Origin of the sequence: Endozoicomonas sp. ALE010, from assembly GCF_049310165.1 — a bacterium.
In the GTDB taxonomy this organism is placed as follows: domain Bacteria; phylum Pseudomonadota; class Gammaproteobacteria; order Pseudomonadales; family Endozoicomonadaceae; genus Endozoicomonas.
On the sequence record NZ_JBLYNV010000020.1, the window covers coordinates 33,654 to 53,181 of the forward strand.

21 protein-coding genes are annotated in these 19,528 nt (G+C 48.6%); 12 read left to right on the forward strand and 9 right to left on the reverse strand.

Annotated elements, in window-relative coordinates; all coding sequences use genetic code 11:
- The first annotated feature begins 174 nt into the window (after window positions 1-174).
- Window positions 175-1,815: an Eco57I restriction-modification methylase domain-containing protein gene (locus ACO6UY_RS10595; protein WP_422489859.1), complete on the forward strand. Its 1,641-nt coding sequence runs from the start codon at window positions 175-177 to the stop codon at window positions 1,813-1,815.
- A gap of 8 nt (window positions 1,816-1,823) precedes the next feature.
- On the opposite strand, the gene ACO6UY_RS10600 is transcribed toward ACO6UY_RS10595, so the two are convergent.
- Window positions 1,824-2,684, reverse strand: coding sequence for a BsuBI/PstI family type II restriction endonuclease (locus ACO6UY_RS10600; protein WP_422489861.1), 861 nt, complete (start codon window positions 2,682-2,684; stop codon window positions 1,824-1,826).
- A 449-nt stretch (window positions 2,685-3,133) separates the two neighbouring features.
- On the opposite strand from ACO6UY_RS10600, the gene ACO6UY_RS10605 reads away from it, so the two are divergent.
- Both ACO6UY_RS10605 and ACO6UY_RS10610 read left to right on the forward strand, forming a co-directional pair.
- Window positions 3,134-3,388, forward strand: coding sequence for a hypothetical protein (locus ACO6UY_RS10605; RefSeq protein WP_101745073.1), 255 nt, complete (start codon window positions 3,134-3,136; stop codon window positions 3,386-3,388).
- A 163-nt stretch (window positions 3,389-3,551) separates the two neighbouring features.
- Window positions 3,552-4,511 (forward strand): transposase, encoded by a 960-nt coding sequence (locus ACO6UY_RS10610; RefSeq protein WP_422450042.1) that lies wholly within the window; start codon window positions 3,552-3,554, stop codon window positions 4,509-4,511.
- Between the two features lie 287 nt (window positions 4,512-4,798).
- Here the strand turns inward: ACO6UY_RS10610 and ACO6UY_RS10615 are convergent, their stop codons facing one another.
- Window positions 4,799-6,934, reverse strand: a complete 2,136-nt coding sequence (locus ACO6UY_RS10615; RefSeq protein ID WP_422489863.1) for a hypothetical protein — start codon at window positions 6,932-6,934, stop codon at window positions 4,799-4,801.
- A gap of 361 nt (window positions 6,935-7,295) precedes the next feature.
- On the opposite strand from ACO6UY_RS10615, the gene ACO6UY_RS10620 reads away from it, so the two are divergent.
- Window positions 7,296-7,751, forward strand: coding sequence for a YcgN family cysteine cluster protein (locus ACO6UY_RS10620; RefSeq protein ID WP_422489865.1), 456 nt, complete (start codon window positions 7,296-7,298; stop codon window positions 7,749-7,751).
- A gap of 24 nt (window positions 7,752-7,775) precedes the next feature.
- Here ACO6UY_RS10620 and ACO6UY_RS10625 read toward each other — a convergent pair whose 3' ends face one another.
- Window positions 7,776-8,534, reverse strand: a complete 759-nt coding sequence (locus ACO6UY_RS10625) for an HpcH/HpaI aldolase family protein (RefSeq protein WP_422450045.1) — start codon at window positions 8,532-8,534, stop codon at window positions 7,776-7,778.
- 202 nt (window positions 8,535-8,736) lie between these two features.
- Between ACO6UY_RS10625 and ACO6UY_RS10630 the strand changes: the two genes are divergently transcribed.
- The 8 genes from ACO6UY_RS10630 to modC all read left to right on the forward strand — a co-directional run bounded on the left by ACO6UY_RS10630 (window position 8,737) and on the right by modC (window position 13,808).
- The gene (locus tag ACO6UY_RS10630; RefSeq protein ID WP_422489867.1) at window positions 8,737-9,339 is read left to right on the forward strand and encodes a molybdenum cofactor guanylyltransferase; all 603 of its coding nucleotides are present in this window, start codon (window positions 8,737-8,739) and stop codon (window positions 9,337-9,339) included.
- A 75-nt stretch (window positions 9,340-9,414) separates the two neighbouring features.
- Window positions 9,415-9,951, forward strand: coding sequence for a molybdenum cofactor biosynthesis protein B (gene moaB / locus ACO6UY_RS10635; protein WP_269675561.1), 537 nt, complete (start codon window positions 9,415-9,417; stop codon window positions 9,949-9,951).
- Window positions 9,952-9,953: 2 nt separating this feature from the next.
- A complete protein-coding gene (gene moaC, locus ACO6UY_RS10640; RefSeq protein ID WP_422450047.1) occupies window positions 9,954-10,478 on the forward strand; it encodes a cyclic pyranopterin monophosphate synthase MoaC in 525 nt (174 codons plus the stop codon).
- On the forward strand, window positions 10,475-10,726 hold the full coding sequence (locus ACO6UY_RS10645) for a MoaD/ThiS family protein (protein WP_269676508.1): 252 nt from the start codon (window positions 10,475-10,477) through the stop codon (window positions 10,724-10,726). Before moaC ends, ACO6UY_RS10645 begins: the two co-directional genes overlap by 4 nt.
- A gap of 48 nt (window positions 10,727-10,774) precedes the next feature.
- Entirely contained in the window at window positions 10,775-11,218 is a 444-nt protein-coding gene (moaE, locus tag ACO6UY_RS10650) for a molybdopterin synthase catalytic subunit MoaE (RefSeq protein WP_422450048.1), read from the forward strand.
- 29 nt (window positions 11,219-11,247) lie between these two features.
- Window positions 11,248-12,042 (forward strand): molybdate ABC transporter substrate-binding protein, encoded by a 795-nt coding sequence (gene modA / locus ACO6UY_RS10655; protein ID WP_422450049.1) that lies wholly within the window; start codon window positions 11,248-11,250, stop codon window positions 12,040-12,042.
- A complete protein-coding gene (gene modB / locus ACO6UY_RS10660; RefSeq protein WP_422450050.1) occupies window positions 12,043-12,735 on the forward strand; it encodes a molybdate ABC transporter permease subunit in 693 nt (230 codons plus the stop codon).
- A complete protein-coding gene (gene modC / locus ACO6UY_RS10665; RefSeq protein WP_422450051.1) occupies window positions 12,735-13,808 on the forward strand; it encodes a molybdenum ABC transporter ATP-binding protein in 1,074 nt (357 codons plus the stop codon). The genes modB and modC overlap by 1 nt, the downstream gene beginning before the upstream one ends.
- Before the next feature lie 231 nt (window positions 13,809-14,039).
- Here the strand turns inward: modC and ACO6UY_RS10670 are convergent, their stop codons facing one another.
- The 6 genes from ACO6UY_RS10670 to ACO6UY_RS10695 all read right to left on the reverse strand — a co-directional run bounded on the left by ACO6UY_RS10670 (window position 14,040) and on the right by ACO6UY_RS10695 (window position 19,383).
- Window positions 14,040-14,249 (reverse strand): cold-shock protein, encoded by a 210-nt coding sequence (locus ACO6UY_RS10670; RefSeq protein WP_101745061.1) that lies wholly within the window; start codon window positions 14,247-14,249, stop codon window positions 14,040-14,042.
- A 320-nt stretch (window positions 14,250-14,569) separates the two neighbouring features.
- The gene (locus ACO6UY_RS10675) at window positions 14,570-15,097 is read right to left on the reverse strand and encodes an NYN domain-containing protein (protein WP_422450052.1); all 528 of its coding nucleotides are present in this window, start codon (window positions 15,095-15,097) and stop codon (window positions 14,570-14,572) included.
- Window positions 15,090-15,773, reverse strand: coding sequence for a TVP38/TMEM64 family protein (locus tag ACO6UY_RS10680; RefSeq protein WP_422450053.1), 684 nt, complete (start codon window positions 15,771-15,773; stop codon window positions 15,090-15,092). Before ACO6UY_RS10680 ends, ACO6UY_RS10675 begins: the two co-directional genes overlap by 8 nt.
- 155 nt (window positions 15,774-15,928) lie before the next feature.
- Complete coding sequence (locus ACO6UY_RS10685) at window positions 15,929-16,540, reverse strand: response regulator transcription factor (protein ID WP_269675553.1); 612 nt, start codon at window positions 16,538-16,540, stop codon at window positions 15,929-15,931.
- The gene (locus tag ACO6UY_RS10690; protein ID WP_422450054.1) at window positions 16,494-17,804 is read right to left on the reverse strand and encodes an ATP-binding protein; all 1,311 of its coding nucleotides are present in this window, start codon (window positions 17,802-17,804) and stop codon (window positions 16,494-16,496) included. Before ACO6UY_RS10690 ends, ACO6UY_RS10685 begins: the two co-directional genes overlap by 47 nt.
- Before the next feature lie 67 nt (window positions 17,805-17,871).
- Window positions 17,872-19,383, reverse strand: a complete 1,512-nt coding sequence (locus ACO6UY_RS10695) for a hypothetical protein (protein ID WP_422450055.1) — start codon at window positions 19,381-19,383, stop codon at window positions 17,872-17,874.
- Window positions 19,384-19,528 lie beyond the last annotated feature (145 nt).

Consider the following 19,528-nt stretch of genomic DNA (forward strand, 5'->3'; position numbering starts at 1 on the left):
ATTTATAAATTACTGAATAAAAAAGTTATTTTATACTCCTTTGGATGCGTTTAAATGACGGTTTATTTGGGATAATAGTACCTATTATCTCTCCGCAGGGGGCAATTCTCAAAACTACTTATATAATAAACCGCTAGAATCAACCCTCTATCGAAGCAATAAATGATTTAAATAATGAAAATCCCGGTTGCTTCCGGCCAGCTTTGCCATTATGTTTTAACTGTTTTTTTATACAGTCTGGGTTTTCTGGTAAACGCAGATGCACCGATTAGCCTGTCAGATTCATTACAACCAGCAAAGCGTGGAGACTTCAGGGACTTGTTACACATTATTGATGACATTCGGCAACAAGCCGCCTTGAAACTTGATCAAGCCAAACGGAGCGAGCAAGGTCAGTATATGACACCCGCTCCAACAGCTGAGCTGTTGGCGTCCATGTTTGATAATCTCAGCGGCGATATCTCATTGCTGGACGCAGGGGCTGGTGTTGGCTCCCTGACCGCTGCTTTTTTGCAAAGAGTGGTTCAGGAAGGCGATGTCAATAAAATTACTGCTACCGCCTACGAAACCGACAAGGTTCTGATTAATAACTTGCACAATAGCATGGCTCTGTTTGCCGAGGTTGCAGGGGAGCAAAAGATTCAGTGGCACAGTAATATTATCCCGGCCGATTTTATTGAGAGTGCTGTCAATCAATTGCAGGCGATTTATGTCGATGCAACCCCTATAATTCGTTACAACAAGGCGATTCTTAATCCACCTTATTTCAAGATCGGCAGTAAAAGCCGCCATCGAAAGTTACTCCAGCAGGTAGGCATCGAAACCGGCAACCTCTATTCCGCCTTTGTTGCACTTGCCATCAAACTTCTTGAGCCTGGTGGTGAACTGGTGGCCATTACCCCGCGCAGTTTCTGCAATGGCCCGTACTTTAAAGGATTCAGGGATATCCTGTTAGAGGATACTGCACTGAAGAAAATCCGGGTATTCAACAGCCGTACGAAAGCGTTTAAAGGCGACAAAGTCCTGCAGGAAAATGTGATTTTCCACCTGGTAAAGGGGGAGCCACAGGGGGATGTGGAAATTTCATCCAGCAGTTGTGCTGAAGACCCAAACCCGATTATTCGAATCACCCCTTTCCATGAAGTGGTTAATTCAGATAATCCAGACCGTTTTATCCATATTGTGACCTCAGAGCAGGAAGCCGATATCGCCGTTAAGGTGGGCGGTTTGCCGTGCTCATTGTCTGATTTGGGTCTTGATGTCAGCACCGGAAAAGTGGTTGATTTCAGGACCAGGGATAACCTGAGAATGGAGCCCGAAGCGCAGACTGTGCCACTGATTTATCCCATGCATTTAAAAAATGGTTCTATCGTATGGCCAATAAGCAATGTAAAAAAACCGAATGCCCTGCTTAACAACAGTGAAACCGCCAAACTGATGGTTCCCAACGGCACTTATATATTGACCAAACGACTGACAGCAAAAGAAGAAAAACGCCGGATTGTTGCCTCCCTCTATGAACCGTCTGTTGCTGACGTAGACGTTGTAGGCTTTGAGAATAAAACCAACTATTTTCATGCCTTGGGAAAACCGTTGCCGCAGGATCTTGCCAGGGGCTTGTGGCTGTTTTTGAATAGCACCATTGTTGATCAATATTTTCGGCAGTTTAACGGGCACACCCAGGTCAACGCCACAGACCTGAGAAACTTGCGTTACCCCACAATAGAGCAGTTGCAAGCTTTAGGGCATGGAGCAAAAGGAAGCTCGCTGCCATCTCAGGAGGAGATCAATCGTCTGGTGTCGGCTATTTTATAGACAGCGGATCACGCTTGCAAAATATGAATATTTCTTGATGGGTCCTCCTGAATCCACAACCAAGTACCATCAGCAAGGTTTTTCAATCGGCTCTGTCGCTCCGCCGCCTTTCTCCAAGTGGGATAGGTGGTGGTAAAGCCAATGCCTGCTTTTCCATGCTTTTCTGCAAAGGCGGTTAGACTAGCCTTCTTATGCAGATCTACCTCGCCATCGCTGGTCACGGCTTCAATGACCCAAAGACAATCAGTAGCCGGGTTCCAAAGTAGGACATCGGGCATTGCATCCGCCAAGGTCAGGTTCAGCCCTGCTTCTATTAATTTTTCTTTTTGTGCGTTGGTAATGCGATCACCATCCCCGTCATCAATATAAACCACCTGATATCCAGGTAGAAAACGAGGTGCATAAATTTCATGGCTGGCACTGATCAGGTTACTGTGACTATTATCGACCAGTTTTCGGGCTCTTTCTGCCAATTCTGCCTGCAATGAAAGGCGCTCTTTAATAGCATCTTCCCTGATCCATGCATCGAACATTGGCTGCCACTGACCATCGGGAGCATTTAGGATTTGAATAAAGTTGTCTGCCAGCCGATAGGCTGAGTTAGGTGACTTGGCCTTCACATGCCCATTAATAAACTGTCGTGTTTTACTTTCCAGAGTTACCTTCTCAATAGCGCCTATCTCCCAAAGAGGTTTCAGCCAGTAATCCCTTCCTTCACGATCAAGCTTAGTATTCTGGCCTCTTTGTAAGATACCAATATGTGCTCCAACGTGAGCTGTAGCTGCGCCATCTTTGAATGCTGTACCAATGGGTGCCTTACTGAACCAGTTGGAGCGGGTATCCAGGAGAGCAAAAACAGCATCCACCATGTCTGGTGTTTTTCGGTCAATTTTCTGAAGTACTTCAGCAATTTTCGTCTTTGATATTCCGGAAAACTCTTCGGGTACTGCGGTCCCTTCTTCAGAAATCAGTTTGTTTCTCAGTGCAATAGCATCGTCGACTACGCCCATGATTACTTCAACCTTTTGGCACATGTGCGCGAATTTTATCGATCTATTAGAAAGGAATATACAACGGAATACTTCTGACTAATTTACACAATAATTCGACTCAATTGCTTATCTGAGCCGCCTGGTTCCGTGTTTTTGTAAAATACTCGCATTGCAACGTATCAATGCTTGCGATTATCCGGGGTGCTCAGCCAAGGATAATCCCATTTTTCCCATATTGGGGATGGGATACCGTTTCTGAACTTAGTACCATTGTCTTCTAGTCGTCTGCTGCGCTCAGCAGAAGTAATATCAAAGGAGACGTTGCTATGGATCGTATCCATCTGGCACAGGTGCCACGAAACAACCAGGGCAAGATCAGTTACTCGTCTATCCCGTCCATGGCAGTGCGGGTGATGGTGGCTGAAGAGGAACTGTCGGTTCTGCAACGGCGGGTGAAGCGGCACCATGATGTTCGTGACCGGTTGCACATTGGTGAAGAGGAACTGGCTGGGCTGGAGGCGCATATTGCTGATTTGGAAGAGAAGTTGGTTGAGTGGCGGGCGTTACTGGCGGAGGCGTGAAAGCGGTTACTTTTACAGCCTGATGGTCACAGCCGCCAGAGTCTCTTCACTGAGAAAAATAAGACATCCACATTTTTCTTGATCATTCAGACATCTCGACTACTTTTTAAGCATCAAAAACTTAAAGATCGCTACTAAAGTCATGACGACTGCTCGGAAAAACTTGATAGACCCAGCCTGTACACCTTATTACCACTGCATGGCTCGCTGCGTTCGTCAAGCCTTTCTCTGTGGTAAAGATTCGTTTTCCGGCAAGGACTGCGAACACCGTCGCCTATGGGGGGAAGACCGAATTCAACAGCTATCGTCAATCTTTGCATTGGAAGTTTGTGCTTATGCGGTCATGTCCAATCATTACCACATCGTGCTTTACATCAACCGTAAACAGGCCAGGAGCTGGTCTACCAATGAGATTCTCACTCGTTGGTCTTCCCTATTTTCAGGCCCGATGCTGGTCCAACGATTTCTCTCTGGCGAACAATTGCGCGAGGCAGACAAGCTACGGGTGGATGAGTTTGCTGAAGAATATCGTTGTCGTTTGATGGATATCGGCTGGTTTATGAGATGCCTCAACGAACATCTGGCCAGAAAAGCCAATAAAGAGGATAACTGTAAGGGAAGGTTCTGGGAAGGACGTTACAAAAGCCAGGCGCTGCTCGACGATGCGGCTCTGCTGACTTGTATGGCCTATGTTGATTTAAACCCTGTTCGAGCCAAAATGGCGAAATCGCCAGAGACCTCTGAATACACTTCTATCAGCAAACGGACGAAATACTACTCAGCTCCATCCGGCAAAAAGCAACCTGCCAAATTGAAGCCCTTCAAAGAGCCAGGACAAAACCCTGACCATGCATTGCCTTATGCACTCAGTAGTTATTTTGAACTGGTTGACTGGTCGGGAGGAATTGTTCGTCAAGGTAAGCGAGGTTGTTTAAACGACAACATTCCCTCAATACTTAAGTTTTTTGATATTCCGCCGGATGAGTGGTTTAAAACCATGCAGTGGAATAACCGTTTCTATCGGGCCGTTGGTACGCTGGCATCACTGAAAAGTTATGCTGAAAAAATGGGAAAGTCCTGGATACATGGTCAGAGTACCAGCGCTTTGCTATTTGCAGGCTAACTTTCCGTCCGCCATATTGTTGAAGCTGAAAAAAACTCTGACTTCAGCCCCTGTCCTTCACTACGCTATAGACTCTGGCAGCTCATAAGTGAACATTTCTGAGTTCTGATTGCTTTTCTCTTCCTTGACTGTGACTTTCATTTCCGCAATTAGCGAACGAAATATTTGATTATCCTGGCTTTAAAATCTTTGGGTGTCCTTTTCTTCCCTTCAAAATCTTTGGGTGTCCTTTTCTTCTCCGGGTGTCCTTTTCTTCTCCTTTTCTTCCTTGTCAGGCTAATGAATGATTAATCATCATTCGGCTCTTCAATCTGCATATTTCTCAGTACGCTCATGGTCACAACATCCGAATCAACCTGACGATGGGTGTAATAACGCCAGGCGAATAAAGCACCGAGACCCAGAGCAGCCGCCACCCCTATAGAAATCCCGACAATGGCCCCAGTGCTTAGGGTTGTTCCTGCCTGGACTCCTGTTACCAGGGAGGTTAATGCTGTTGAGGCTCCGGTATAATTCACCAGTCCGGTATTCAGCGTCGATGGAGCACTTGAACTTGGCAGGGAGGAGGGTGCAAACAGCAAATCCGTTGCTGTACAGTTCCCGTAACCTTTTGAAGGCTGATTAATTACCCGACAATCATTGGTCACAAATCGTTGATCAGCAATATCACACAACTGATCTAAAGAGGACTGGGACACATTGCCGACATTTTGCAACCTGCCGTTTACAGTGACGTTCACTGCCTGAACACTGTTTGTCATTTTAATAACAGAGGGGTGACTGGTAGAATAGATGAATTGATCCATCGATCCAGCAGCAATACCTCTTTCTGCATATTTACCTCTGGCAGTAATGCCGCCTCTCACCGCAATAATGTCCTCTGTTTTTCCCCCATTAAAATAACCGGTCCCAATGGCAGCATCAGCGTAATCTCCGGAGGTATTGACGAAACAGTCAATGGCCCTGGTATCAAGAACCTCACATCGAGTTTCACCCACACCAATGGCGGCTTCCGCGCCATCTCCCAGGGTCGTTACATTACATGCTATTGCTGTTGTTCCTGCTAGCAGTCCACCAGATTTACATTCACCAGCACCGATACCAGCATCTGAAAAAACTCCTTCGGTCTTCACTAAACTGTTCACAGCGGTCAACTTTTCCAGTTTGCCCCCGTCATATATTATTCCCCCACCAATGCCGGCGAAACTATCAGTCGCATCCGTTTCAACCTGACTGTCCAGAACGGTAAGATGGTTAATTCGGCCCTCAACGATTCCGGCACCAATGCCGGCGCGGGAGTGGTCACGATTTGTTTTGACCCGACTGTTGTTTACAGTCACATGTTGTATATCTCCTTCAGCCCTACCACTGACAATACCAACAGCTCCAGATTTACCAGTACTGGTCACTGAGCAATTATTGACCCCAACTTGCTCAATATAGCTATTCTCCTGCTGGTGGCTTGTTATCACACCTGCATGAGTCATCGATGCTGCGCCACGCTCGCCATCCTTGTTAGTCAAAACGCTGGAATGTTCTATCAGCAGGTTTTCCAGACGGCTTCCTTCGCCCATTTTACAGACGACTACGGAACTGTATTTATCATTACTCTCAACATGGGCCTGCTCCATGCGCAGATCACGGACAACACCATGCTTTGCAACCTTGCCAAATAAACAATGTCTCTGACCAGTGATCTTATGGCATCCGCCATCGTAATCCCCATAAAACGGCTGATCTTCACTGCCAATGGTGACATCGCAGTTGATATCCTGAGTCTGGACATAATGACCCGATAACGGGTAACTGTCATTTTGGCCAATTTGTTCCAATGTTTCCCGGTTTGGTACCGGAATCGGGCGATCCGTTGCATTGCTCGGTGGAGGTGTAGCAGCAGAAACGGGTATCTGCCCCATAGTGACCATGGCAGCAGCGGTGAGCACTTCCCGGGTCATACTACTTTGGGCGATCGGTCGGCGCTTCTCACCGGTACATTTTTGCCCGGAAAGCTCTCCCTTTACAGCATCTTTTTCTTGCATGTAGTCAATGGCTTTACCGGCAAAATTACCAGCGAAACATAATTTAGAAGCCACATCAGCCAACACTTTCACTTGCGGAACCCAGGCTCCCGCCAGTTGAGCGACTAATCCAGCACCCTGGCAGATATCATTCAGCATTGATTGGCTGGGTAGTGCAACTGGCTTTGAATCATACGGCACTGATTCATTATTATTGGCTGAAGGCTGCTGGTAATCAGGAGAGAGCGACTGAAAAAAAGGAATGACGGCAGAGCGAACAATGACACTCAAACCATTTAACTGCCCGGTATTACCCGTCCCAGTGTTCTCCTGCTCGGGAGATGTACTGAAAACGTTGCCCGGGTATGTTACTGCAGCATAATTCTTTTCGGTTGGTGTTTGCATACTCTTTCTCCAGATTCATGAGGAAAATCATAATCATTGTGATTGCTTTTAATAACAAAAGACTAATGCACGACTTTAGACGGCATCACGAGTATAAAAAAAGCAATGAAAACAACAGTCAAACGACGATATTCTGTTATTCATCTCAACGCATCCCATCTGCCGAACAGATTAGAGGAGGAGGGATAAATCGCCAATTTGAAGCAAACCAGAATTCAGCGAAGCAGTGTCGATGACCTTCAGCCCATTATCGATGGTTATAACGTGCGATAATTACTGAACCGTGAACTCGCGTATTGCCATCTTTTGAAGGGGTAGTATGCTCAGTTAAATCCAATGTTATATCGTGTTCAGGTGTTTGATGAGTGAGCAGGAACCTGCATTCTGGCAGGTAAAATCGTTAACCGAGATGACGCCCGAAGAGTGGGAGTCGCTCTGTGATGGCTGTGGTCGCTGCTGCCTCAATAAGATTATTGATGCGGATTCGGATGAGATTCACACAACGGCGGTAGCCTGTCGGCTGCTGGATCTGGAGACCTGCCGCTGCAGGCATTATAAACACCGTCGCAAGTATGTGGATGACTGCATCAAGTTTACCCCGAAAACCCTGCATGAGCATTTGCCATGGCTGCCGGACAGCTGCGCTTATCATCTGCTCTACCATGGTTATGACCTGCCACAATGGCATCCTCTGAAAACCGGAAGCTCGGACTCTGTCCATGAATCCGGTTTCTCCATCAAGGGCAGGGACATCGCTTCAGAAGAAGATGTTCCGGCCCCTTCGGACTGGTTTGATTATATTATCAGGGTGAAATAAGGCGGTTTCTGAACGACTTTCAGATTACGGCCTCAGTGATTGGATGGTGTGTGTGGCACCCGCGCGGACGAAGTCAGCGTCACAGCCAGCGGTGACCAGGCTGAACCCTTTTTTTCGCATACGATCAGCGAACTGTGGCCCCATGCAATGAATGGCTGCGGGAACATTATGTTTTTTGCTGCAGGCAAGGATATGTTCGATGGCCTCCATAACGGGAGCCTCATAGTGGTCAGGTTGGGGCTGACAGCCCAGGGCGTAGGACAGGTCAAAGGGGCCAATATAGATGGCTCCCAGTCCTTCGGTGCTGAGGATATCATCCAGGTTATCCAGAGCCTGACGGGTCTCTATCATGACCATGGGCAAAATGGTCTCTTCTGCTTTTTCCGGGTAATCACTGCCTGCATAGATCATCGCCCTGCTGGGGCCAAAGCTGCGGTTGCCTTTGCCGGGGTAACGGCAGGTGGCGACAAACTCCCGGGTCTGCTCTGCGGTTTCAATCATTGGGCAGATAACGCCATAAGCACCGGCATCCAGCATCTTCATAATGATGCCCGGATCAAGCCAGGGAACCCTGACCAGCGGAGTCACCGGGGTGGTGGATATGGCTTGCAACATGGCCAGGGCTGATTCAAAGCCAATCATGCCGTGCTGCATATCGATGGTTATTGAGTCAAAACCCTGGTGGGCAATCAGCTCCGCCGTCATTGGGCTTGGATGGATAAGCCAGCAGTTGATGGCTGTCTGGTTCTGCTGGAAAAGGCTCAGTACCTGATTCTTTCTCATTGTTGATCATTGTTATCTATTTGCTGTGGTCAAAACAGTATAGCCAACGGACGAACGGGTTAAGCGGCGGCTTTTCTGTATGATAATTGATCTCAAGGCTTGTCAGCGGGGTGGAAAACCTTACACTAGCCGTTTGTCTGTCCGGAGACAGGGGCGTTCTGACGGACGCTATTTCCGGACCATCTCCGGGTTAAATTGAATATTGGCACAAAGAGTCTGTGATCGAATGACAGCCCATGGCACACTCTACGGCCTGGTTCTGGCTGGTGGTCGTTCCTCCCGTATGGGGCAGGATAAGTCACGGCTGAACTGGTGTGGCAAACCGCTTTACCAACATATAGCTGCTCTGCTGGCTGGGGCCGGGATTGATCAGGTTCTGATCAGTGGGTCCGGTTTTGCCCCGGATGACTCTGTTATTGCCGATGTGGTTCCCGGAAGAGGCCCGCTCAGCGGCATTCATGCGGCTTTACAGCGACTGCAGGATGGCGACCGGCTGCTGGTGATTCCTGTGGATATGCCACTGGTTCCTGCCGATGCGATCCGGACACTTGGCGATCAACAGCAGGCGTGCTGTTTTGCGGGTTTTAATCTGCCGATGATATTGCCGGTCACTTCAACATTGCGGCAAGCCGTTGAGCGTGCCATAACCAGTGATAATCCGAAGGACTATGCCCTGTGGCGTTTGCATCAGCTTTCAGATGGACAGACCCTGGCGCTGCCGTCATCCATGGCAGACCTTTTTGTCAACGTCAATACGCCAGAAGACTGGCATAATCTGGTTAATAAGGCGGTTGTTCAGACGTAAGATGTCGTCCATATTGCACACCTGGTCATGAGCACCCCTGAATACGATTGAAAATAGACTGGAGCGAGAATAGCCATGGCTCATAATCAGTTTGATGAGTTTATTCCTGTAAATATTGCCGTGTTGACGGTGTCCGACACCCGTACCGAAGAAAACGACACATCTGGTCACTTACTGGTTGATAGCCTGACCGCCGCTGGTCACAAACTTGTTGACAAGGCCATTGTAAAAGACGATATCTACAAGATTCGCGAAGTCGTATCCCGCTGGATTGCCAGTGATGCAGGGTCCCCAGACTGTGTGCAGGCCGTGCTGGTCACAGGCGGTACCGGTTTCTCTGGCAGAGACAGCACACCAGAAGCGCTGTTGCCTGTTTTTGACAAGCAGATTGATGGTTATGGCGAGCTGTTCCGCCAGCTTTCCTATGATCAGATCAAAACCTCCACCATCCAGTCCCGTACCGTGGCGGGCATGGCCAACGGCACCGTTATTTTTGTTATGCCCGGCTCCAATAATGCCTGTAAGACCGCCTGGGAAGGCATTATCAGGGATCAGCTGAACAGCCAGCATCGTCCGTGTAACTTTGTTGAACAATTAAAAAAGGCAGGGTAATCATGTCGTCTGCCAATAGTGCCCTCAGCCATATTGATAGTGATGGTAAGGCCAGCATGGTTGATGTTGGTGAAAAAGACATCACACGCCGTGAAGCCAGGGCCGAAGGTTATATCTACATGGCACCTGAGACACTGGCGCTGGTAAAAGACAACGGCCTTAAAAAAGGGGACGTACTTGCCGTGGCCAGAATTGCCGGCATTCAGGCGGCTAAACAGTGCAGCCAGCTGGTGCCGCTTTGCCACCCGTTGATGCTGAACTTTATCGGTGTTGAGTTTCAGCTTGAAGACGCGGCTTCAGTGAATGGTGAAGCCTGCATTCGAATTGAAACCTGTTGTCGTTTGAATGGCAAAACCGGCGTTGAGATTGAAGCGCTGACAGCGGCATCGGTTGCTGCCCTGACGATCTATGATATGTGCAAGGCAGTGGATAAAGAGATGCATATTGAAGGCATTCGTGTGCTGGAAAAGGGTGGTGGTCGCAGTGGTCACTATATTCATGGTTCAGCGACAGGTGGTGCAGCATGATTACAGTACGTTTCTTTGCCAGTTTTCGGGAAAAGCTGAACTGCGAACAGTTGACCTTGGAAGAAGGGGAGTATGCTCCCTTGCTGTCCGCATTAAAAAGTCAGTTGGCGGACCAAGGTGAAGGCTGGCGTGAAGTCATGATGAGTGAGCGTACTCTGGTTGCCATCAATCAGACCATGACTCGCCAGGATGTCACATTGCAGTCAGGTGATGAGGTCGCCTTTTTTCCTCCGGTGACCGGCGGGTGATTTTTATTTGTGGTGAAAAGTGGTGCCAAAACAAACAGGATCAGAACCTTGATTGCCATTCAAACAGAAGACTTTAGCCCCGGTCTGGAATATAAACGTCTGGAAGGGAATAAGTCATCAGGAGCGATTGTCACTTTTACCGGTACGGTTCGCGATATGAACCTTGGGGATAAGGTGGGAGGCCTGTTTCTGGAACATTATCCGGGGATGACGGAAAAAGCCCTGCAGGAAATTATCGATGAGGCCATGGCACGTTGGGAGCTTCAAACTGTCCGGGTTATCCATCGCATTGGTCAGATGTACCCCGGGGACCGAATTGTTTTTGTGGGTGTCGCCAGCGCCCATCGCAAAGAAGCGTTTGCAGCCTGTGAGTTTATTATGGATTACCTGAAAACCCGTGCGCCGTTCTGGAAGAAAGAGACGACACCGGAAGGGGATCGCTGGGTGGATGAGCGTGAGTCTGACCGGGCAGCGGCAGATCGCTGGCTTTAACCTTCGAACTCATAAAGAACACCTGCTTCATGTTAAGAACAGTATTTTTAGCATTCTTGCTCTCTTGCCTGGGGGTGTTGGTCTACGCAGAAGAACTGAAAGTGGCCGTTGCAGCAAACTTCAAACCATCGCTGGACGTTTTGGCAAAGGCATTTGAGGCAGACACCGGGCACCGGTTGTTGATCTCCTCGGCCTCGACCGGTGTGCTGTATAACCAGATTACCCACGGTGCGCCTTTCGATATCTTTCTGTCAGCAGATAGCCTCAGACCGAAGCTGCTGGAACAAAAAGGACTGACGCTAAAGGCCAGTCGACACCCTTATGCCCTGGGAGTACTGGTGCTATGGAGCCCCGGGTTTTCCGCTAAAGAAGGGAAAATCATGACCCTGGAGGATCTGGCGGTTTATCAGGGACGCCTGGCCATTGCCAATCCGGCAACGGCACCTTATGGTCTGGCGGCACAGCAGGTGCTGGAAAAGCTGGGTTTCTGGTCCTCGTTCCGCACCCGTCTGGTTCAGGGGGCCAGTGTCCAGCAGGCCTGGCAGTTTGTGGCCAGCGGTAATATTCCCGCTGGGCTGGTGGCGAAAGCGCAGCTGGTAGACCACGATGGTCATATTTTTTCGATTCCTGCAACGTTGTATGATCCGATTCAGCAGGATCTGGTTATCTTAAAGCGCACCAGGCAACCTGAGGCGGCCAGGGCATTTGTGGCGTTTATTTTGTCACCATCTGCCCAGCGCACCATTGCCAGACAGGGGTACTTCCCTGTATCAACGACAATGGCCGATAAAACAACGTCCGAAAATCGAAGGGAAGCGCTCTGAATGCTGCTCACTGCTGTCTGGGTCACGCTGAAACTGGCCACCATTACCACCGTGATTCTGATGCTGCTGGCGATTCCCATGGCCTGGGGGCTGGCCAATATGCAGAGTCGGCTAAGGCCCCTGTTGGAAGCCCTGGTGGGGCTGCCAATGGTATTACCGCCCACCGTCCTTGGCTTTTATATACTGTTGCTTTGCTCACCAAATTACGCTCCCGGGCAGCTCTGGCTGTCCCTGACCGGCACCACCGTGGCGTTCAGTTTTACCGGGCTAGTGATCGCTTCTGTTATCTGCTCAATGCCCTTTGTCGTGCAGCCTTTACAACGGGCGTTTGAACAACTTGATAAAGGTCTGCTTGAGGCGGCAGCCATGATGGGGGCCGGGCGCATGGACCGTTTCTTTAATGTGGTACTGCCCTGTACCCGCCGGGCGATGATTCTGGCGGCCTGCATGGGGTTTGCCCATACCGTTGGGGAGTTTGGTGTGGTGCTGATGATTGGCGGCAATATTCCCGGAGAGACACAGGTGCTGTCCATTGCCCTGTTCGATGCCGTGGAATCACAGCAGTTTACCGAAGCGCACCAGATTGCCGCGGGACTGATGGTGTTTGCCATGATTCTGCTGGTTACCCTTTACAGCCTTGATCGTCAGCCCGTGGCTCAATTACCCCTCCAATCACACCCTGGTCGTTATTAATGCTAAGAATTGATATTCAGCTGCCCCGGGACCGCTTTGTTCTTAGTGTTGATGAGTCACTGGATACCGATAACACCTGGGCCATGATGGGGCGTTCCGGGTGTGGTAAAACCTCTTTGCTGAGAACCATCGCGGGTTTGGAAAGTCATGCCAGGGGGCGGCTTCAGTTTAATGATGAAATCTGGCAGGACTCGGAACAGGGAATGTGGGTTCCGCCGGAGCAACGGGGCATTGGCTATATATTTCAGGAAGCCAGGCTGTTTCCCCATCTGGACGTTATGGAAAACCTCCGGTTTGCCTTGCAGCGGGCCAGAGCCAATGTTGCCATGCCGTCATTATCCGAGGTGGTTGAGCAGCTCGATATTGTGCATCTACTGGGGCGTACGGTTGATAAACTGTCTGGCGGTGAGAAACAGCGTGTGGCTATTGCCCGCACCTTATTAAGTGCACCCCGTCTTCTATTAATGGATGAACCGCTGGCGTCACTGGACTGGTCATCAAAAACAAGCATTCTTCCCTGTTTGAGAAATATCCATCAGCACTTTGGCATACCGGTTGTTATGGTGAGTCATGCCCGTGAAGAGGTGGCACGGCTGGCTGATAAACTGCTGCTTATTGATCAGGGGCAGGTTGTATCCCGGGGCGAGTGTCGTCAATTACTCAGTCGGCCAGGTTCTTTATTAACCCGGGATGACTGTGCACTGTCGATTCTGGAAGTACAGGTGGGCAGCCACGATCAGGAATATGGTTTCACTGAGCTGTTATTGGGTGACCAGAAATTGCTGGTCAATCAGGTTTCAGCACTGCCGGGAACCGGCCTGAGAGTGATATTGCCGGCTCAGGAAGTCAGTATTGTGGTGGAAGATATCCACTGCACAAGTGTTCAGAATCGAGTGGCAACAACGATTCAGGCTATTCAGGAACTGGATTCCAAAAATGTCATGCTGTTTATGGCGGCGGAAGGGCAGACATTGCTGGCGCTGGTCACCAGAAGAGCGCTGGGGTTATTGAATTTGTCGGTGGGGCAACGTGTTTTTGCCCATTTTAAAGGCTCCTGTCTGGATGTTATCTAATACTCAACGAAGGAGAGGTTTTGAATGGAAGCATGTGCTAACTTTTGACAAAGGTTTCAAGTAGAAAAAGTAAAACGCTCCCATTTTGTTTTTCTTTTGTCGTTTTGGAACTTTTTTCTACCAATGGGCTGTGCAGTGCTACTGGTTTGATTTTCTCAAGAGGGCTGGATTACCTATAAAAAAAGAGCACCTGATGGTGCTCTTTTTCTGTTTTCCCGAAAAAGGAAAAGCTTATACTTTCTCTACGTTGGCAGCCTGAAGACCTTTCTGGCCCTGCTCAACGTCAAAGGTCACAGCCTGACCTTCAGCGAGAGTTTTGAAACCGTCACCAATGATGGCACGGAAGTGAACGAAAACGTCTGGACCGCCGTTATCCTGAGCGATAAAGCCAAAGCCTTTCTCTTCACTGAACCACTTTACCGTTCCGGTCGATTTAGACATGCAATGTCTCCTGAATATTTCTATAAAAATGCGTTGTACACGCGTTAAGCCAATGTGTAGTCACATCTTCATATATCTATTTAAGAGTAAAGCAATCAAAGCAGCATAACTTAAACTAAGAAGTGGTGTGACGATCAGGAAGTACTCAAAAAGTAAAACGATTTTTCGTTCTTCTCAATAATGGCCAATAGGAACTCTAATAGCTGTCCGAAGGGATGTCAAAGATTTTATCAAGTTTGTGAAAAACAAATTATCGGAGGAATTTTAACCACAAATCAGGGGTTGGAAGAGCCGCTTGGATAAGAAATTAATGCTTTGATTTATATAGTGTTTGTTACTTTTTGTTGACTGTTTTTCGCACTCTTGATTGGCAGTAACAGGTCATGGGTAATTGGAATAAAGTGACTGGACGATTGAATCAGGGAAGATGCTGTCAGCGCCTCAACACTGTAGACCTCAGTTTGCCGACCAAAATCCTGCTGCACCTTTTGCAATAGCAGGTCAAAGTCACCATCACCGGAAGCGAGGGCAATGGTATCGACCTCGGGTGCCCAGCTCATAACATCCAGTGTTATCCCGACATCCCAGTCCCCCTTTGAGGTGCCATCGCTTCTTTGAATATAGGGTTTCAGCTTTACTTCAAAGCCAATGGCTCGAAGAATGTCCTGGAATTGCCGCTGTTTTGGATCTCCGCGATCAATCGCGTAGGCGATGGCCTTGGTGATCTTTCTGTCTTTACTGACGAGTGCCCAGAATGCGTTGTAATCAAAGTGACTGTTATAGAACTGTCGGGTGGTGTAATAGATGTTCTGCACATCAACAAACAGCGCAACATGCTTTTCAGTCATAGGTTCTGGTCTCCCCGCGTTTGTTTGCCGCCTGTCTTATGATGATGGTGGCTGATGCTTTCTGGGCAAGATAAAGCAGTCCGCCAATGGAAAGAATCGATGCTATCACCACGACGATAACGGACAGATTACCTTGCGTCGGGTTGTTCAGTAAAGAGATCAGGTCTCTTGCCTGCATGCCTGCCCAAAGGGCAAACAGCGTTCTGGGTAACATGCCAATAAAGCCAGCGATCAGGAATGCAGGAAGGCGGATACCAATCGCGGGTAACACCAGGTTCATTAATGAAAAGGGCAGCACCGGGGAAATCCGGGTCAGAACGACCAGCGGCCACTGATGATGTTTCAGCTCCTCAAGCATCAGATGTATTCGGGAGTTCGGCGGGAGTGTTCGCATCAGCTTCCCATGATCCAGTGATTTCCCGACCAGATAACCGAGGACAGACGCTGCCGGGTAGGAAATCAGGATATAGAAAAGTGCTGTCCACCCCAGAAAATAGCCACTGATCAGGGCAATCAGCGTAGACGGTGTCAGGGCCAGCGCCATGGTCAGGGCGCTGGCTGAAAAGAGCCAGGCCCACTGGCTGATGGATAGCGTGGAAAGCATGTCCTGCCAGGTGATCGACAGTGTGGTGACCAGGGTGCTGCCAAAGAGGGAGGTAATACTGAGCAGGCCCATCAGTGAGAGTATCTGACGATTCTTTCTGAAAAAAGAGCCTCGCAAGAAAGCGCTACGAAACAATAAGCAATTCACTGGAAAAGACTGGCCGCTGCCTGTAAAACCCACAAGCATAATGGCTACGACAGAGAAGAGGCAATAATGCGTGGATAATTTCAGCGAGAGCCTGATCGTTTGTTGAGTTTTCGCTGCAGTGTCCTGCGGTGCATGCCCAGGCTTCGGGCGGCGGCAGAGATATTGCCATTGTGCTCCAGAAGGACTTTTTGCAGATACTCCCATTCCAGCTGGTAAACCGGCATTCTTGTTTCCGGGATGACAGGGCCGGGTTCATGAGGCCGCTGGCTGATATTGAGTGCCGAGAGTATCTGCAAGGTATCGACCGGCTTGCAGAGATAGTCTTTAGCCCCAAGTTTGATGGCGCTGACTGCGGTGGCAATGCTGGCATACCCGGTTAGTACGATGATCTCAATATCTGGATTGACGTTGCGTAACAGTGAAATAAGCCGGAGGCCACTCTCACTGCCGATTTTCAGATCAACAACCGCACTGGCCGGGCGGTGTTGTTGTTGCAGGGTGGTCGCCTTACTAATGGTGTCTGCCGTAATGGGGTTGAACCCCCTTTTTCTGAGAGAGGTGGCAAGGGTGTGTAACAGGATCTGGTCATCATCGGCAATCAAGATAGTCGATAACTCCAGAGCTTTTCCGGGGTTCATCGTCGCTTTACGGTTCCTGTTCTGGTTGGCTGAGGATGGGGAGTTGGACTTCAATCAAGCTTCCCCCGCAGGTCAGGGGGCGCATCTGTATCAGACCTCCCAGCCGTTCAATACTGGCCTGGCTGAGTAGCAAACCAATCCCGAGGCCATCTTCTTTTAAGCTATAAGGCGTCCTTGATAAGGTGGTTGGGTTCCCTTCTTTTATAGGGGCTGAGCTTTTTTTGGGTCTGCATTGCGGGAAGCCCGCACCTTTATCCAGAATCTGCAGGGTCAGGTTTTGGCGGTTCTGCATCACGTGCAGTGACACCTGGCCCGGGCTGGCATCTTCTGCATTATCAAGTAATGACGTGATTGCCTGATACAGTGTCAGATCACAGGGAATAGATACTGAAACAGGCCATTGAGCGGCGTTGTAACAAAGCTCGGATTCAGGTCTGATCAGCTGCCATTTTTGGATGACTTTAGTCAGAAAATCCTGGCTATCGATACTCTCAATACCTTTATATTGGCTTTCCGATACCAACTGTTGCAGCCTTTTCTTGCATTCATCGATCTGATCCCGGAGAAATATCAAGCGCTCAGCCAGTGCGCTGCCCTGGTATTCCTCCTGCAGATCCCTGAGCACAATGGCCATTGTGGTGAGTGGCGTTCCCAGTTCATGGGCTGCACCCGCTGCCTGAAGGGCAATGGCAAGAATGCTTTCATCTCTCAGTTGACGTTCTCTGCTGATGGCTATATCCCTTTGCTGTTTTCTCAGGGCTGAGGCCATCAGTTCGACAAAGTAATTGATCAGAAAGGCACTCAGCACAAACGTTAGCCACATGCCAAGCAAATGAATGTCGATCATCAGCTGCTGTTCTGGCAAGTGAAGCATCGAACCAGGGCCGGATGGAACGTACCATTTCATCAGCAGGGTATAGAGCAGCGTTGCAGTGAATGTCACGCCCCAGCTGTATTTGCCCGGCAGCAGTGCAGCGCCGATACAGACAGTGATCAAATAGGTCGATACCAGTGGGTTGGTATAACCACCACTAAAGAATAACAGCGTACTCTGGGAGAGAAGGTCCAGCAGCAGTTGAACAAAGAACTCCTGATCGCAGACATGGCTTTTGATCGCATGTAACCGAATGATAGTACCAATAATCATCAGCAAGGCGATGAAACCGGCCAGAACAAGGCCGGTGATCTGGATGTCAAAATGGCGGCTGGCCAGGAAAAAGGCCATACCCTCAACCGCAATCAGGGTTCCACGGAGCCAGCACAGGCGCTTGAGGTTTTCTGCACCAATCGAGAGGTTGGGTATTGTGTTCGTCGTCATTAAGTAGTTAATCAAATGAAATCATATTGAATACCCTTAGACTCGAAAATTGGTTTTTTTATCCCGGTCAGGGATTTTCCACGTCATCCTCTGCATCTGTGCTCTCAATGGAAACCGAAATACTCTTTAGCTTTAATGAATGAATGGTCTTCCGATCACAAAGCAGCTCATCTGTCTGGGTGCAAAGAGTTTCTGCCTCTGCTTTCTGAGCAACGATTTTGTCTCGCAATGCGTTTTCACCCTCAGAGTTGCGATAACCCATTTCCATTAACAGGTCACCGAGTGACGTCACGATGAGCGAATGCATGTTGATCATTGGGAAATAAGAGTCTTTTCCCGAAAGGATTTCTTCCTGCACCGCTTTCTTATGCCATTCCATCTCCTTATGGATAAACTGCTTACTGATTTCTTCCTGTTTAATTTTCAGTTCTTCCATAGTACTGGTATTTTCAAGCTGCATCAGTTCATCATACGCAATGGATTGCCTGACCAGGCCCGCACAATCAGTCATGTATTGTTCAGAGAATGCCAAGCGACTGATTGCTTTATTAATGGCAACAGAGAGATTGGGGTACTTTTGCGAGCAGGCATTCAACGTCTTGATGACCGATTGACAAAACCATATAGACTTCTGGTAAGGAGCCAAAAAAAACTTCGCTTCCCGTAACGATTTGTTCAACATCTCCTCATTTTCAATGCTTTCTGGGGAGTCATCGTTATCTCTCTGATCCTTCCTTATCTGAGAAATTATTGCCTCATACTTCGTTTCGATAAGCTCAGTCCCTTGCAGGATGGGTAGTTCGGTATCAGCAGGTCTGATGAGAAGCAGGTCATCATCGTTCGTCGGTGAAGGTGCATAAACGGAAGAGACATAAGCTGCCTGGGGAACCTGGCCAGTTTCGATGATAGGGTGCTGCAATAAATCATGGCCGACATAATCTTTGTATTCAAGGAGCTGCTCGTCTGAGATTGACAGGTCGAAGCCATAATATGATACAGTTAAATTGTTAAAATCATTGATATTGTAAAGGGGCTGGCTTTTCTTGCTCAATGATCCATTCATATCATCCCCGGGCATAAGGAAAAATCCAGATTTTGCTAATTCAGCTATACGTTCATCAGATAATTGAGGATGCCTAGACGTATTGAAATGATAAAACGATTGACGCCTGTTCTGCTCACCAACCTCTCCAAGCGTTTGGTATTTATTGTCACTAACCAAGACAGCAACCCTGCTTTTCGCCAGTGTTTTCAGGGAGATTGTTTCACAGCGGTTAAAAAACTCAGCGGGCATAAATCGAATATTCGGATTGAGGCGAACTATTTCCGTGTCTATCGTTTTGAGCACGCGCTTATAATCAAAACCTCTAAATAAATACTCGTCACCATAATAATAAGAATAACTGGGTATAAACGGAATGGCAAAGTAGGCTGCTTTGACTGGCACCTGAAACAATTTAATAACATGATCTCGGTCATGCGGTTTCTCCCTGTGCGCTTGACCCTCCGTAAAATTGTCATCAGGTATGCTAAAGGGCTTGCCAAAAGTGGTGCAATTGGCAAACAGGCTGACATTCATTTTCATTTCCATCTGTTGCTATTGTATGTTGAGACTTGACAGGAGTTTTCCCGGGAGGCTGTCCTGTTTTCCGTCTTCTTAGACACTGGTTATCGTTAAATAGTTCTTGTCCAAAAACGCAATTCTCGGTCAGCCTCCTGGCTCG

What these genes read in the sequence shown, in the direction of transcription:
- ACO6UY_RS10680 (WP_422450053.1), bottom strand. Translation starts at nt 15,773, where the DNA reads ATGGGCCTGCTCAGTATTACCTCCCTCTTTGGCAGCACCCTGGTCACC.
- moaC (WP_422450047.1), top strand. Translation starts at nt 9,954, where the DNA reads ATGTCGTCTGCCAATAGTGCCCTCAGCCATATTGATAGTGATGGTAAG.
- ACO6UY_RS10605 (WP_101745073.1), top strand. Translation starts at nt 3,134, where the DNA reads ATGGATCGTATCCATCTGGCACAGGTGCCACGAAACAACCAGGGCAAG.
- ACO6UY_RS10645 (WP_269676508.1), top strand. Translation starts at nt 10,475, where the DNA reads ATGATTACAGTACGTTTCTTTGCCAGTTTTCGGGAAAAGCTGAACTGC.
- ACO6UY_RS10625 (WP_422450045.1), bottom strand. Translation starts at nt 8,534, where the DNA reads ATGAGAAAGAATCAGGTACTGAGCCTTTTCCAGCAGAACCAGACAGCC.
- ACO6UY_RS10670 (WP_101745061.1), bottom strand. Translation starts at nt 14,249, where the DNA reads ATGTCTAAATCGACCGGAACGGTAAAGTGGTTCAGTGAAGAGAAAGGC.
- ACO6UY_RS10600 (WP_422489861.1), bottom strand. Translation starts at nt 2,684, where the DNA reads ATGGTGGATGCTGTTTTTGCTCTCCTGGATACCCGCTCCAACTGGTTC.
- moaB (WP_269675561.1), top strand. Translation starts at nt 9,415, where the DNA reads ATGGCTCATAATCAGTTTGATGAGTTTATTCCTGTAAATATTGCCGTG.
- ACO6UY_RS10690 (WP_422450054.1), bottom strand. Translation starts at nt 17,804, where the DNA reads ATGACGACGAACACAATACCCAACCTCTCGATTGGTGCAGAAAACCTC.
- ACO6UY_RS10595 (WP_422489859.1), top strand. Translation starts at nt 175, where the DNA reads ATGAAAATCCCGGTTGCTTCCGGCCAGCTTTGCCATTATGTTTTAACT.
- modA (WP_422450049.1), top strand. Translation starts at nt 11,248, where the DNA reads ATGTTAAGAACAGTATTTTTAGCATTCTTGCTCTCTTGCCTGGGGGTG.
- modC (WP_422450051.1), top strand. Translation starts at nt 12,735, where the DNA reads ATGCTAAGAATTGATATTCAGCTGCCCCGGGACCGCTTTGTTCTTAGT.
- modB (WP_422450050.1), top strand. Translation starts at nt 12,043, where the DNA reads ATGCTGCTCACTGCTGTCTGGGTCACGCTGAAACTGGCCACCATTACC.
- ACO6UY_RS10695 (WP_422450055.1), bottom strand. Translation starts at nt 19,383, where the DNA reads ATGAATGTCAGCCTGTTTGCCAATTGCACCACTTTTGGCAAGCCCTTT.
- ACO6UY_RS10615 (WP_422489863.1), bottom strand. Translation starts at nt 6,934, where the DNA reads ATGCAAACACCAACCGAAAAGAATTATGCTGCAGTAACATACCCGGGC.
- ACO6UY_RS10620 (WP_422489865.1), top strand. Translation starts at nt 7,296, where the DNA reads ATGAGTGAGCAGGAACCTGCATTCTGGCAGGTAAAATCGTTAACCGAG.
- ACO6UY_RS10675 (WP_422450052.1), bottom strand. Translation starts at nt 15,097, where the DNA reads ATGACTGAAAAGCATGTTGCGCTGTTTGTTGATGTGCAGAACATCTAT.